Here is a 12,261-nt window from a genome sequence, read left to right on the forward strand (position 1 = left end):
CTGTCATGCGGCTCCCGCAGAAAACTCATGTTTCGAATGTTCGACACATGGGGGATTTCATGACAATTTCATCGCGCAGCGCAGCGCTTGCTGCCGTGCTTCTCGCATCGGTAGCCTTTCCGGCCGCGGCCGAGCCGGTTTTCAACCGCATCGCTTCCTTCCCGGTCGCAGAGAACCTGCCGGCCGACAAGGACAAGCTTTCGGTGAGCTCCGCCGAGATCATCACCGCGACCGACGACGGCAACACGCTGATCTATAGCGACAGCCCGCTCGGCGCGATCGGCTTTATCGACATTACCGATGCCAAGGCCCCCAAGGCAGGCGGCGCGCTGATGATGGACGGCGAGCCGACTTCGGTCACCTCGAGCGCCGGCAAGGCGCTGGTTGCCGTCAACACCTCCGAAAGCAAGGCGAAGCCCTCGGGCCGTCTGGCGATCGTCGACGTGGCGACCAAGAAGATCGAAAACACGTGCGATCTCGGTGGTCAGCCGGATTCGATCGCCCTCAACAAGGACAAGACGCTCGGCACCATCGCAATCGAAAATGAGCGCGACGAAGACGTCAATGACGGCAAGATCCCGCAGATGCCGGCCGGCGATCTCGTCGTCTTCCAGGTCAAGAACGGCACCGTCGATTGCGGCACCATCAAGCACGTGACGCTGACCGGGCTTACCGGCGTCGCCCCGGAGGATCCGGAGCCGGAATTCGTCGCCTTCAACGGCCTGAACGAGATTGCCCTGACGCTGCAGGAAAACAACGAGATCGTCATCATCGACGCCAACACGGCTGAAGTGAAGACGCATTTCTCCGCCGGCAGCGTCGATCTCACCGGTATCGACACCAAGCGTGACGGCGCCCTGAAATTCTCAGGCGAAGCCAAAGGTGTGCTGCGCGAGCCCGACGCCGTGAAGTGGCTGGACGACAACCGCCTCGTCGTTGCCAATGAAGGCGACTACCAGGGCGGCTCGCGCGGCTTCACCATCTTCGATAAGACGGGCAAGCTTCTCTACGAATCGGGCGCCTCCTTCGAACGCGCCGTCACCCATATCGGCCACTATCCGGAAAGCCGCTCGGGATCGAAGGGCGTCGAGCCGGAAGGCCTCGAAGCCGCCAAGTTCGGTGACATCAAGTATTTCTTCCTGCTCGCCGAGCGCGCCTCGGTGGTCGGCGTTTTCAAAGATACCGGCGCCGATCCCGAACTCGTCCAACTGCTGCCATCAGGCATTTCGCCGGAAGGCGCGATCGCCATTCCCGCCCGCAATCTCTTTGCGACCGCCAACGAGGTCGATCTCGGCAAGGACGGCGGCACGCGCTCCATGTGATGATCTACGAGCGCTCGGAAGGCGAGAAGGCCTATCCGCAGATCGTCTCCGCCGAGAAGGACGGCAATCCGATCGGCTTCGCAGCCCTTTCGGGTCTCGCTGCCGTTCCGGGCAAGCCGGGCATGCTCTACGCCGTCAGCGACAGCGTTCTGGGTTCACAGCCGACGATCTACACGATCGATGCCAGCAAGAAGCCGGCCGTCATCACCGACGCCCTCGTCGTCAAGCGTGACGGCGCTCCGGCGCAGAAGCTCGACATCGAAGGCATTGCGGCTGCCGCTGACGGCTCCTTCTGGCTCGCCTCGGAGGGCTATAGCGAGCGTCTCGTTCCGCACGCCCTCTACAACGTCAATGCCAAGGGTGACATCAAAGCCGAGATCGCCCTGCCGAAGGAGCTCGTCGCCAACGAAATCCGCTACGGCTTCGAAGGCGTGACCATTGTCGGCACCGGCGACGACACCACGCTCTGGATGGCGGTCCAGCGCGAGTGGAGCGACGACGAGAAGGGCTTCGTCAAGCTCGTCTCCTACAATCCGAAGAAGAAGGAATGGGGTGCCGTTCGCTATCCGCTCGACAAGACGGAAAGCGGCTGGGTCGGTCTGTCGGAAATATCGGCTCAGGGCGACAGCGTCTACATCATCGAGCGCGACAACCTTGTCGGCGATGCCGCCAGGCTGAAGAAGCTCTACAAGGTCGCGATATCGGAGCTGAAGCCCGCCAAGCTCGGCGGCGAGCTGCCGGTCGTCAAGAAAACCGAAGCCCATGACTTCCTCGGTCAGCTCAAGACCGCGACCAATGGCTATGTGCTGGACAAGCTCGAAGGCTTCACCTTCGACGCGTCGGGCAAACCCTACGCGGTCACCGACAATGACGGCGTCAGCGACTCCTCCGGCGAGACCCTGTTCTTCCCGGTCGAGCTGAGCGCGACAAACTGAAAGCTGCCCCTCACCCTAGCCCTCTCCCCGTAAAAACGGGGAGAGGGGACGTGCCCTGCGAAAGGTCGGCGTCGGACGGAGAATCAGCGTTCCATCCCTACCAGCGCTGATGCACATGCGGCGCGATCAGCCGCTCGTAGATCTCGCGCGTGGCCGCCATGACATCGGCCGAAAGGGGCGCAAGGTCGGCGGCAGCCGCGTTGGCCCTGGCCTGCTCGCCATTGCGGGCGCCGGGGATGACGACGGTGACGGCATCGCTCATCAGGATCCAGCGGAGCGCGAAGGCAGCCATGGTCGCGCCCTCGGGCACCAGCTTGCGCACCTCTTCCACCGCCTGCAGACCGACCTCGAAGGGCACGCCGGCAAAGGTCTCGCCGACATCGAAGGCTTCGCCGTTGCGGTTGAAATTGCGGTGGTCGTCGCTGGCAAAATGTGTGTCCCGGGTGATCTTGCCGGAGAGAAGACCGCTGGCGAGCGGTACGCGGGCGATGATCGCCACATTCCTGCGGCGCGCTTCCTGGAAGAACAGATGGTCGGGGCGCTGGCGGAAGATGTTGTAGATGATCTGGATGCTGACGACGCCGGGATATTCGATCGCCTTCAGCCCGTCTTCGACCTTTTCGACGCTGACGCCGTAACCCTTGATCTTGTCGGCCTTCTGCAGCGCGTTCAGGCCCTCGAAGACCTCAGGCTGGTAAAGCACCTCGCGCGGCGGGCAGTGGAGCTGCACGAGGTCGAGGCTGTCGACGGCAAGATTCGTCAGGCTGCGGTCGATGAAGCCTTCGAGATTGGCCTTGGTGTAGCCTTCCGAGACATGCGGGTTGAGGCGGCGGCCGGCCTTGGTGGCGACCATCGGCCGTTCGCCGCCACGCGTCTTCAGCACGTCGGCGATGATCTTTTCCGAGCGGCCGTCGCCATACACATCCGCTGTATCGATGAATGTCATGCCGGCATCGAGCGCGGCATTCAGCGCCGCGCGTCCGTCCGCCTCGCTGATATCACCCCAGGAGCCGCCGATCTGCCAGGCGCCGAAGCCGACATTGGTGACGGTGAAGGGCATGCGGCCAAAAGCGTGGTGTTTCATGAAAAATCCTCCCTACTGCATGTCGCCCGGAAGTGTGCGGGGACAACGGCATGCATAAAAACAAAAAGCCAAAGCGCGTCGCATGATTCAAGCAAGATGCGACGCGCTGATGAAAGACACTGGCACTATCAGCCGAGTGACTTTGCGGCAATTGTCGATCCGGCTTTGATTGGTCGCCCCGATGAAATATCGTTCTGCTACAAGGCTTCAACCGCATGGATGGAAAAGGAAAGATCATGGAGATCAAACCCGTCGGCTCTCGCCCGTCAACGAAGCCACCGGCCGACTATTTCACCGGCGCCGTTCGCCAGGATCCGCTGATGGAAACGCCGGCGCCGGCACGGGCGAGGGCGGTCTCCGTCACCTTCGAACCCGGCGCCCGCACGGCCTGGCATACGCATCCGCTCGGCCAGACGCTGATCGTGACATCAGGCAAGGGCCTCGCCCAGAATTGGGGTGGGGACATCCGCGAGATCCGTGCCGGCGATACCGTCTGGTTCGCGCCGGGCGAAAAACATTGGCATGGTGCTGCCCCGGATACGGCGATGACGCACATCGCCATTCATGAGGCGCTGGACGGCAATCACGTCGACTGGATGGAAAAGGTCGGCGACGAGCAATATTCCGGCAAGGCCTGATCAGAGCCGCTTCAGGCAATAGGAAAAATGCGCGTGCGATTCGACCGTCAGGAACTCGAATTGCCAGCCGTAATCCTTGCAGAACTTGGTGACCGCCTCGACGACGCCATAGACGATCGGCTTGACCGTATTGCCGGTGCAGAAATCATGCCCGGCAATGCGCCCCGTCCGCTTCACCTTCTTTTCGCAGAGCAGCAGTTCCTGCCAGGTGAGCTCGAAGGAATGATCGGTATCGATATAGGCCCAGTCGAGGAAATCGTCTTCGAATTCGGCAAGCTTTTCGAGTGATGTGCCTTGCATCAGGTGCAGCCGGCCTGCCTCGATCTCGGCCGCGAAATTCGTGTGGATCGAGTCGAGCCCGGAGCTGTAGCGATCCATCGACCAGGGATCGATGAGGTAGAGCTCTGCCGGGCGATTCTTTTCCAGGATCTCGGCCGTATATTCGCCGAAGGCTGCTCCCACCTCGACGCCGATGCCGCCGTTCGGAATCCGATAGAGCAGCTCGCCGCGATCCGGCAGCAGACGGGCATTTTCCATGTGGTGGGCGCTGAGCGGGGTGCGCGGCATGCTCGCCCGGAGCGCCTGCCTTTCTTCACGTGTCTTCATCTCTGATCTCGGGATTGCGGGCGACTGACGGCCCTGATGCGGTTTGACGGGAAGGTAGGAGCAGCCGGCACCGATGACAACCGCATGACAGGAATTTGCTTCTTTCGAACAAACCGCTAAGTTCCATCTGTGAACTGACGAAAAAGCCTCGGGAGGAGCGATTTCATGAGACGCATGTGGCCTGAAGAATTCAACGCCATCATCAGCGGAGCTGAGGAGGTGATGTTGGAAACACCAGCCGAGGCCGGCGAAGCGCCGCTGCAGCGCAAGGCGCTGAAGGCGCGAATCACCATGCAGGATTACGAGCGGATCTGGCCGCTCGCCGAGATGCGCTTCCGGCTTGGCGAAAGAGATGGCAAGGCCATCACGCTGATCACCACCAATCCCCATTACCACGCCTGGCACCCGAAGGACGGCGGCAGCGTCGATTCCGAGTCGGACAGCGGCCGCCATTACAAGACGGATTATCTCGTCGTGCACTTCCTGCTCGACGACGTGAAGGAAACGTCTCCCGCCTGAGGTGCTGAGGCCCGGTGCGGCCGGAAGCCGCACCGGTGTCCTGTGGAAGCCAAGTTGATCCCGACGCTGATGACAACAGCGGCGATATCGCTAAGCTTGGCGAAACATATCCTTACGAATTGGAGGTTCCCGTGACGGGCAATGTGCTGGATATCCCGGTCAAGACTGTGGATGGTCGTGAGACCACGCTCAACGAATACAAGGGCAGGGTGCTCCTGGTCGTCAATGTCGCCTCGAAATGTGGGCTCACCGTCCAATATGGGGGGCTGGAAAAGCTCTACGGGGAAAAGCGCGAGCGCGGCTTCGTCATCGCCGCCTTTCCCGCCAACGACTTCAAGGGCCAGGAGCCCGGCACCGACGCCGAAATCCTCGATTTCTGCACCAGCACCTACGACGTCACCTTCCCGATCTTCTCGAAGATCTCGGTCAAGGGCGAGGCCCAACACCCGCTTTACCGGCAACTGACCAAGTCGGGTGTCGCGACGACGGGTGACGGCCCGATGCGCGAACGCCTGAAATCCCATGGCATGACAGGCGGCGATGAGGACGATATCCTCTGGAACTTCGAAAAATTCCTGATCGGCCGCGACGGAAAAGTCGCCGCCCGATTCGCGCCCGATGTGACGGCGGACGATTCGCGGCTGGTTTCCGCTGTGGATAAAGAACTGGCGAAGGCATGAATGGTGGGCGATGAGCACCCACCAGACAGCGGGATGCTCATTACCCCGATCACGCTCTCACATCTCAGTCGGAGAAAATGAGAAAGCGCATCCGGCGCCGTTCCAAGATCCTCAGATCCCAAGCACGGTCACAAGCGGGGGCGTAAAGTCCTTGAAGCCCACTCTCGGCCAGTCGCACCTCTTGTCGAATTTCGTCTTTGGTTCGTGGCGCTGGCATTGCGGATTCGTCTTGAATGCATATCCGGGCAGGGCGATGTATGTGGCACTTGGCGTGCCAAGTGCAATCGCGATGCACAGCGTCAATGTGGAGCGCAGGGTCCTCATGGGACACCTCCAGGCGTGATGAACCTTCAAGCGCGGAGACTTTCCGGGCGACGAATATTCCCACTTTTGCCGGCCCCTATCCATTCGCCCAATAGGAGGTGGCGCGGCGATTGGGAGTAGTCCGTTTTATGGAGCGCTGGCTTTCGGACGGCGCGCAGCTGAAGCCGCCGGGCGCAACGCCTTGCTGCGCCGGAACGTTTCGCCGAATGCCACCTGAAGAACGCAGACCTGCCCACAACTCGGATCGTGGTGTGCCGCCGCGCGGGGCATCGGCCAGCCGGTTCACCGGATACGAAGAGTCGTAACGAACCGATAGGCAGCGGTGAGTTTACGGCGTGGATGTAATCACCATGAAATGGCAGACGATGGGCGTCCTCCAAAACGGCAAGGCGTGACCATTACCCCCATCACACAGTCACATTTGAGTGAGAGAAAATGAGAAGGCGCATCGGGCGCCGCTCATAAATGAAACGCGGTTTTGGAAAAACGAAAACGTATATTCATCGCCACTTTGACCGCTGTCTCTGAAAGATGCGGGGAATCGGCTGATTGTGCTTAAGACGCCGCGCTGGCTGGTTTTCATGATTTCCAGGCTGCAGGCTGAATTGTCGGCATCGACCGAAAAGACAATCGGCCGATCTGCCTGCATTCTCAGGAGATATGTTCTGGCTTGACGCGCCGGGGTTTCTCCCGAGGTTGTAATAGCCTGATCCCCGGTAGACAGGAACACCTCTTGCGCCGGCTCTCTGGCAATGCACGGCGGCGCAGCCACGCTGGCGAGAAGCAGCGCAGAGATGATGGCAACGGTTTTCATGAGGTGTCTCCTGACAAAACACCTTGCGCAGATCGTGACCGGATTAGCGAGCTAATTCGGGAGCCTAACTCTGATGAACAAGTTGCGGGAAAGTTTGGTAATGGTGGGCGATGACGGACTCGAACCGCCGACATCCTCGGTGTAAACGAGGCGCTCTACCAACTGAGCTAATCGCCCATCGCAAACGAAGCCGGATCGGCCTGCCGCGTTGGTGGCCGTGATCTATGCGGATCGCGGCAAAACCGCAAGAGTGTTTGTGAAGATTTTTTGATTTTTTTGGTGGTGGTCCCGTGTCTTGCGATGCCGCTTAGCTCCGGCTCGGCTGTGGAAAAGTGAGGGGAGGGTGGCGAGCATCTCCGTTTCGAAGGCGCTGCGTCTGCGCCTGAGCATCGCTGCGGAAGACGGAAGTGCCGGCTTTTGTTCGTCCGGGGCCCAAGTCGCCGAAACAATTCACGAACTGTCATGGTTTTGTCTCCAAACCTGCTTGACACTAAAAGGCGAACCCCGTAGTTAGCCGCTCATCGAAACGGGCAGCCGTTTTGGAGAGGGTGCGAAGGCATCCGGACTGCTTGAAATGAATTGCGGGTGTAGCTCAGTTGGTTAGAGTGCCGGCCTGTCACGCCGGAGGTCGCGGGTTCGAGCCCCGTCACTCGCGCCATTTCAAGTCTTGTAAAACGCAAATGCGATTTGTCGTTTGTCCGGTTCTCTTTATCCTCGCGGCCGCAAAATGGCCGATCAATGCGCGGGTGTAGCTCAGTCGGTTAGAGTGCCGGCCTGTCACGCCGGAGGTCGCGGGTTCGAGCCCCGTCACTCGCGCCATTTCTTCCGAAAGCCATGCAGTTTCCGATGGTCAGGCATGCAGGTTCAAACGGCTTGCACGGATTTGTCGCGACATCGTTGCATCTGCTTGATAATGTCCGCGCGACACGCGTCGAATTGCCTCTGTAAAAGTCTTGCGCCGGGGCTTCGGCTGCGCTAACCACGGCTTGTTGCAACGCACGTTCGCTTGCCGGGCATTTGCCCAAATGCGCCCCCTGGCGTCTCCGGCAAGCAGGGATGAACATGATGACTGAACTGCTCAGTTCTTATATTCCGATCGCTATCTTCATTGCTATTGCGCTCGTTATCGGCCTGGCGCTGCTCATTGCGCCGTTCGCCGTGGCTTTCAAAGCGCCTGATTCGGAAAAGCTCTCGGCTTACGAATGCGGCTTCAACGCTTTCGACGACGCCCGCATGAAGTTCGACATCCGCTTCTATCTCGTGTCGATTCTCTTCATCATCTTCGACCTCGAAGTCGCCTTCCTCTTTCCCTGGGCCGTATCTTTCGGCGCCATCGGCTGGTTCGGCTTCTGGTCCATGATGGTCTTCCTTCTCGTGCTGACCATCGGCTTTATCTATGAATGGAAGAAGGGAGCCCTGGAATGGGAGTAGCCCCTGTGAGCAATCAGCCGCTCGTCGCCCAGCAGCCGAAGGGGATCATCGATCCCTCGACCGGCAAGCCGATCGGCAGCAACGACCCATTTTTCGGTGAGATCAACAACGAGCTTGCTGATAAGGGTTTCCTCGTTACCTCGACCGACGAGTTGATCAACTGGGCCCGCACCGGCTCGCTGATGTGGATGACCTTCGGTCTTGCCTGCTGCGCCGTCGAAATGATGCAGTTGTCGATGCCGCGTTACGACGTCGAGCGCTTCGGTTTTGCGCCGCGCGCTTCGCCGCGCCAGTCCGACGTGATGATCGTCGCCGGCACTCTGACCAACAAGATGGCGCCCGCTCTGCGCAAGGTCTACGACCAGATGCCCGAGCCGCGTTATGTCATCTCGATGGGCTCCTGCGCCAATGGCGGCGGCTATTATCACTATTCCTATTCGGTGGTGCGCGGTTGCGACCGCATCGTGCCGATCGACATCTACGTGCCGGGCTGTCCCCCCACGGCCGAAGCGCTGCTTTATGGCGTGCTTCTGCTGCAGAAGAAGATCCGGCGTACCGGCACGATCGAACGCTAAGGGTTAAGGACAAGGCATATGAGTGAAGCCCTGACTGAGCTTGCGTCCTACCTTGGCGAAGCGCGCGGCAACTTGATCGCCGCATCGCAGATGAAGTATGGCGAGCTGACGCTGACGACGACGGGTGAAAACCTGGTTGCGCTTCTGACCTTCCTGCGCGACGACGCCAAATGCGGCTTCGTCAACCTGATCGATATTTGCGGGGTCGACTGGCCGCAGCGCGAGCTGCGTTTCGACGTCGTCTACCACCTGCTGTCGCCGGAGAAGAACCTGCGCATCCGCGTCAAGGTCGCGACCGACGAGGATACGCCGGTTCCGTCGGCCTGCCCCGTCTATCCGGGTGCCGACTGGTTCGAGCGCGAGACCTGGGACATGTATGGCGTGCTCTTCACCGGCCATCCGGACCTGCGCCGTATCCTGACCGACTACGGCTTCGAAGGTCATCCGCTACGCAAGGATTTCCCGACCACCGGCTTCGTCGAGGTTCGCTACGACGACGCGGCAAAGCGCGTCGTCTACGAGCCGGTCGAGCTGAAGCAGGAATTCCGCAACTTCGATTTTATGTCGCCCTGGGAAGGCACGGAGTATGTGCTGCCCGGCGACGAAAAAGCGAAGCAATAAATTCAAGGCGGCTGGTGGGCTTAGCCCGCCATTCACTGGTTATCTGAGAACGCGAGTCCATCGCCATGACAGAACATAACGTCCGCAACTTCAATATCAATTTCGGACCGCAGCATCCGGCGGCGCACGGCGTTCTTCGTCTTGTCCTGGAGCTTGACGGCGAAATTGTGGAGCGTGTCGATCCGCATATCGGCCTTTTGCATCGCGGCACCGAGAAGCTGATCGAGACCAAGACCTATCTTCAGGCCGTGCCCTATTTCGATCGCCTCGACTACGTCGCGCCGATGAACCAGGAACATGCCTATGCGATGGCCGTCGAAAAGCTGCTCGGCATCGAGATCCCGATTCGCGGTCAGCTGATCCGCGTTCTCTATTCTGAAATCGGCCGCATCCTGTCGCACCTTCTGAACGTCACGACGCAGGCCATGGACGTCGGCGCGCTGACGCCGCCGCTCTGGGGCTTCGAAGAGCGTGAAAAGCTGATGGTGTTCTACGAGCGCGCCAGCGGCTCACGCATGCATGCCGCTTATATCCGTCCGGGCGGCGTCCACCAGGATCTGCCCGAACAGCTCGTGCAGGATATCGGCGCCTGGTGCGACCCGTTCCTGAAGGCGCTCGATGACATCGACAACCTGTTGACCGGCAACCGCATCTTCAAGCAGCGCAACGTCGATATCGGCGTCGTCTCGCTGGAGGAATGCTGGGCCTGGGGCTTCTCCGGCGTCATGGTGCGCGGTTCGGGTGCGGCCTGGGATCTGCGTCGCGCCCAGCCCTATGAATGTTATTCCGATCTCGAATTCGACATCCCGATCGGCAAGAATGGCGACAACTACGACCGCTATCTGATCCGTATGATCGAGATGCGCGAATCGGTCCGCATCATGAAGCAATGCGTCAACCGCCTGCTCTCGGATGCCAGGACCGGTCCTTTCTCGTCGATCGACGGCAAGGTCGTGCCGCCGAAGCGCGGCGAGATGAAGCGCTCGATGGAAGCGCTGATCCACCACTTCAAGCTCTATACCGAAGGCTACCATGTGCCGGCCGGCGAGGTTTACGCCGCTGTCGAGGCGCCGAAGGGCGAATTCGGCGTCTATCTCGTCTCCGACGGCACCAACAAGCCCTATCGCTGCAAGATCCGCGCCCCCGGTTATGCCCATCTGCAGGCGATGGACTTCATGTGCCGCGGCCACCAGCTTGCCGACGTCGCGGCCGTCCTCGGCTCGCTCGACATCGTCTTCGGCGAGGTGGATCGCTGATGCAGCTTCTGCCGCTGGCCGTCGTTATTCTTCTTTCGGCATCCGGGGTTTCGGCTCAGGAGTCCGATAGCCTCGGCACGCCGCTGGGCCACAAGGAAGAGACGCCGCCGGCGCAGCAATCGTCCATGGGTGAGCTTTTGTCCAAGGGCTATCAGATCAAGGCTGCCATTCCGAACGGCAGCAAATTCGTAGTGTTTATGCAAAAAGACCAGTCGGCCTATGCCTGCGAAATGCAGTCTTTGACCGCTTCGCGGTGTGGAACCCTAAACTGACAAGGCGTGAGAAAGAATGTCCGTTCGTCGATTAGCCGAAGATCAATTTCAGCCTGCCGCATTCGCCTTCAGCGATGAGAATGCGGTCTGGGCGGACAAGACGATCCAGAAATACCCCGCCGGCCGCCAGCAATCGGCGGTCATTCCGCTGTTGATGCGGGCGCAGGAGCAGGACGGCTGGGTCACGCGCGCGGCGATCGAAAAGATCGCCGACATGCTGGATATGGCCTATATCCGCGTGCTCGAGGTCGCGACCTTCTATACGCAGTTTCAGCTGCATCCTGTCGGCACCCGCGCCCATGTGCAGGTCTGCGGCACGACGCCTTGCATGCTGCGCGGCTCGGAAGCGCTGATGTCGGTCTGCAAGAGCAAGATCCATGCCCATGCCTTCGAGCGCAATGCCGAAGGCACTCTGTCCTGGGAAGAGGTCGAATGTCTCGGGGCCTGCGTCAACGCCCCGATGGTGATGATCGGCAAGGACACCTATGAAGACCTGACGCCCGCGCGTCTCGAAGAGATCATCGACGTCTTTGCCGCCGGCAATGGCGCCAGCATCAAGCCCGGCACCCAGATCGACCGGGTGTTTTCGGCGCCCGAAGGCGGCCTGACCTCGCTGACGACGGAAGAGCCGAAGGCAAGGACCCGCGCCAAGAAGGCCGATGCCGAAACCGTATCGGCTCCAGTCGACGCCGCCCCGGTTCCGCCCTCCGAGGCCGCCCGCCCGAAGAGCACCGATGCCGAGACCAATGCTGCCCTGAAGACGCCGGCGACGGCGCCGAAGGCGGCTGCGAAAAACGCAAAGGCAGCCGAGCAGCAGCCGATATCAGGCACTGCGGCTGCCGAACCGGCGCCGAAAGCGGCCGTCAAGGCTGAAGCCGCCCCGGCGGCAAAGCCTGCTCTGACCGACAAGAATCGGCCGGCCGGCATCGAAAAGCCTGCCGCACCTGATGATCTGAAGATGATCTCGGGTGTCGGCCCGAAGATCGAGGCGACGTTGAACGAAATCGGCATCTTCACCTTCGCGCAGGTCGCAGGCTGGAAGAAGGCCGAACGCGATTGGGTCGATGGCTATTTGAATTTCCGCGGCCGCATCGAGCGCGATGACTGGGTCAAGCAGGCCAAGGCGCTCGCCAAGGGCGGGGAAGCGGAATATATCAAGGTCTTCGGCAAGAAGCCGCGGTAAG

Annotated in this window: 13 protein-coding genes, 3 tRNA genes and 1 pseudogene; 12 read left to right on the forward strand and 5 right to left on the reverse strand. The window is 60.5% G+C overall.

The genetic code is table 11. The annotated features are described in order from the left end of the window. Nucleotides 1–47: 47 nt before the first annotated feature. Nucleotides 48–2,257, forward strand: a pseudogene (locus G9X67_RS19700) (esterase-like activity of phytase family protein). A 97-nt stretch (nt 2,258–2,354) separates the two neighbouring features. On the opposite strand, the gene G9X67_RS19705 reads toward G9X67_RS19700, so the two are convergent. After that, on the reverse strand, nt 2,355–3,341 hold the full coding sequence (locus tag G9X67_RS19705; RefSeq protein WP_171599446.1) for an aldo/keto reductase: 987 nt from the start codon (nt 3,339–3,341) through the stop codon (nt 2,355–2,357). Between the two features lie 236 nt (nt 3,342–3,577). Between G9X67_RS19705 and G9X67_RS19710 the strand changes: the two genes are divergently transcribed. Next, nucleotides 3,578–3,979 carry a cupin domain-containing protein gene (locus tag G9X67_RS19710; RefSeq protein WP_246705429.1) on the forward strand — a complete coding sequence of 134 codons (402 nt, stop codon included), beginning with the start codon at nt 3,578–3,580 and terminating at the stop codon, nt 3,977–3,979. Here G9X67_RS19710 and G9X67_RS19715 read toward each other — a convergent pair whose 3' ends face one another. Then, nucleotides 3,980–4,585 (reverse strand): class I SAM-dependent methyltransferase, encoded by a 606-nt coding sequence (locus G9X67_RS19715; RefSeq protein ID WP_138328258.1) that lies wholly within the window; start codon nt 4,583–4,585, stop codon nt 3,980–3,982. A 165-nt stretch (nt 4,586–4,750) separates the two neighbouring features. Between G9X67_RS19715 and G9X67_RS19720 the strand changes: the two genes are divergently transcribed. Both G9X67_RS19720 and G9X67_RS19725 read left to right on the forward strand, forming a co-directional pair. Next, complete coding sequence (locus G9X67_RS19720) at nt 4,751–5,104, forward strand: hypothetical protein (RefSeq protein ID WP_138328257.1); 354 nt, start codon at nt 4,751–4,753, stop codon at nt 5,102–5,104. 131 nt (nt 5,105–5,235) lie between these two features. Next, the gene (locus tag G9X67_RS19725; protein ID WP_138328256.1) at nt 5,236–5,784 is read left to right on the forward strand and encodes a glutathione peroxidase; all 549 of its coding nucleotides are present in this window, start codon (nt 5,236–5,238) and stop codon (nt 5,782–5,784) included. Between the two features lie 111 nt (nt 5,785–5,895). Here G9X67_RS19725 and G9X67_RS19730 read toward each other — a convergent pair whose 3' ends face one another. The 3 genes from G9X67_RS19730 to G9X67_RS19740 form a co-directional block, all read right to left on the reverse strand. Further along, nucleotides 5,896–6,108 carry a hypothetical protein gene (locus tag G9X67_RS19730; protein ID WP_171599447.1) on the reverse strand — a complete coding sequence of 71 codons (213 nt, stop codon included), beginning with the start codon at nt 6,106–6,108 and terminating at the stop codon, nt 5,896–5,898. A 415-nt stretch (nt 6,109–6,523) separates the two neighbouring features. Continuing rightward, the gene (locus tag G9X67_RS19735) at nt 6,524–6,922 is read right to left on the reverse strand and encodes a hypothetical protein (RefSeq protein ID WP_138328254.1); all 399 of its coding nucleotides are present in this window, start codon (nt 6,920–6,922) and stop codon (nt 6,524–6,526) included. Between the two features lie 101 nt (nt 6,923–7,023). Then, nucleotides 7,024–7,099, reverse strand: a tRNA-Val gene (locus G9X67_RS19740). Nucleotides 7,100–7,503: 404 nt separating this feature from the next. Here G9X67_RS19740 and G9X67_RS19745 point away from each other — a divergent pair. The 8 genes from G9X67_RS19745 to G9X67_RS19780 all read left to right on the forward strand — a co-directional run bounded on the left by G9X67_RS19745 (nt 7,504) and on the right by G9X67_RS19780 (nt 12,260). Then, a tRNA-Asp gene (locus tag G9X67_RS19745) sits at nt 7,504–7,580 on the forward strand. A gap of 84 nt (nt 7,581–7,664) precedes the next feature. After that, nucleotides 7,665–7,741, forward strand: a tRNA-Asp gene (locus G9X67_RS19750). Between the two features lie 246 nt (nt 7,742–7,987). Then, complete coding sequence (locus G9X67_RS19755) at nt 7,988–8,353, forward strand: NADH-quinone oxidoreductase subunit A (protein ID WP_010055493.1); 366 nt, start codon at nt 7,988–7,990, stop codon at nt 8,351–8,353. Beyond that, the gene (locus tag G9X67_RS19760) at nt 8,344–8,928 is read left to right on the forward strand and encodes an NADH-quinone oxidoreductase subunit B (protein ID WP_003547368.1); all 585 of its coding nucleotides are present in this window, start codon (nt 8,344–8,346) and stop codon (nt 8,926–8,928) included. The genes G9X67_RS19755 and G9X67_RS19760 overlap by 10 nt, the downstream gene beginning before the upstream one ends. 18 nt (nt 8,929–8,946) lie before the next feature. Then, complete coding sequence (locus G9X67_RS19765; protein WP_171599448.1) at nt 8,947–9,549, forward strand: NADH-quinone oxidoreductase subunit C; 603 nt, start codon at nt 8,947–8,949, stop codon at nt 9,547–9,549. Nucleotides 9,550–9,614: 65 nt separating this feature from the next. Next, on the forward strand, nt 9,615–10,805 hold the full coding sequence (locus tag G9X67_RS19770) for an NADH-quinone oxidoreductase subunit D (protein WP_012756960.1): 1,191 nt from the start codon (nt 9,615–9,617) through the stop codon (nt 10,803–10,805). Next, nucleotides 10,805–11,077, forward strand: coding sequence for a hypothetical protein (locus G9X67_RS19775; protein ID WP_012756961.1), 273 nt, complete (start codon nt 10,805–10,807; stop codon nt 11,075–11,077). Before G9X67_RS19770 ends, G9X67_RS19775 begins: the two co-directional genes overlap by 1 nt. Nucleotides 11,078–11,093: 16 nt before the next feature. Then, the gene (locus G9X67_RS19780; RefSeq protein ID WP_138328253.1) at nt 11,094–12,260 is read left to right on the forward strand and encodes an NADH-quinone oxidoreductase subunit E; all 1,167 of its coding nucleotides are present in this window, start codon (nt 11,094–11,096) and stop codon (nt 12,258–12,260) included. Nucleotide 12,261: the final 1 nt, after the last annotated feature.

Source organism: Rhizobium sp. WYCCWR 11152 (assembly GCF_013087615.1).
In the GTDB taxonomy this organism is placed as follows: Bacteria; Pseudomonadota; Alphaproteobacteria; order Rhizobiales; family Rhizobiaceae; genus Rhizobium; species Rhizobium indicum.

Coding starts and splice junctions, on each gene's coding strand:
- G9X67_RS19760 (WP_003547368.1), top strand. CDS start 8,344: ATGGGAGTAGCCCCTGTGAGCAATCAGCCGCTCGTCGCCCAGCAGCCG.
- G9X67_RS19705 (WP_171599446.1), bottom strand. CDS start 3,341: ATGAAACACCACGCTTTTGGCCGCATGCCCTTCACCGTCACCAATGTC.
- G9X67_RS19710 (WP_246705429.1), top strand. CDS start 3,578: ATGGAGATCAAACCCGTCGGCTCTCGCCCGTCAACGAAGCCACCGGCC.
- G9X67_RS19730 (WP_171599447.1), bottom strand. CDS start 6,108: ATGAGGACCCTGCGCTCCACATTGACGCTGTGCATCGCGATTGCACTT.
- G9X67_RS19735 (WP_138328254.1), bottom strand. CDS start 6,922: ATGAAAACCGTTGCCATCATCTCTGCGCTGCTTCTCGCCAGCGTGGCT.
- G9X67_RS19755 (WP_010055493.1), top strand. CDS start 7,988: ATGACTGAACTGCTCAGTTCTTATATTCCGATCGCTATCTTCATTGCT.
- G9X67_RS19715 (WP_138328258.1), bottom strand. CDS start 4,585: ATGAAGACACGTGAAGAAAGGCAGGCGCTCCGGGCGAGCATGCCGCGC.
- G9X67_RS19770 (WP_012756960.1), top strand. CDS start 9,615: ATGACAGAACATAACGTCCGCAACTTCAATATCAATTTCGGACCGCAG.
- G9X67_RS19720 (WP_138328257.1), top strand. CDS start 4,751: ATGAGACGCATGTGGCCTGAAGAATTCAACGCCATCATCAGCGGAGCT.
- G9X67_RS19780 (WP_138328253.1), top strand. CDS start 11,094: ATGTCCGTTCGTCGATTAGCCGAAGATCAATTTCAGCCTGCCGCATTC.
- G9X67_RS19765 (WP_171599448.1), top strand. CDS start 8,947: ATGAGTGAAGCCCTGACTGAGCTTGCGTCCTACCTTGGCGAAGCGCGC.
- G9X67_RS19775 (WP_012756961.1), top strand. CDS start 10,805: ATGCAGCTTCTGCCGCTGGCCGTCGTTATTCTTCTTTCGGCATCCGGG.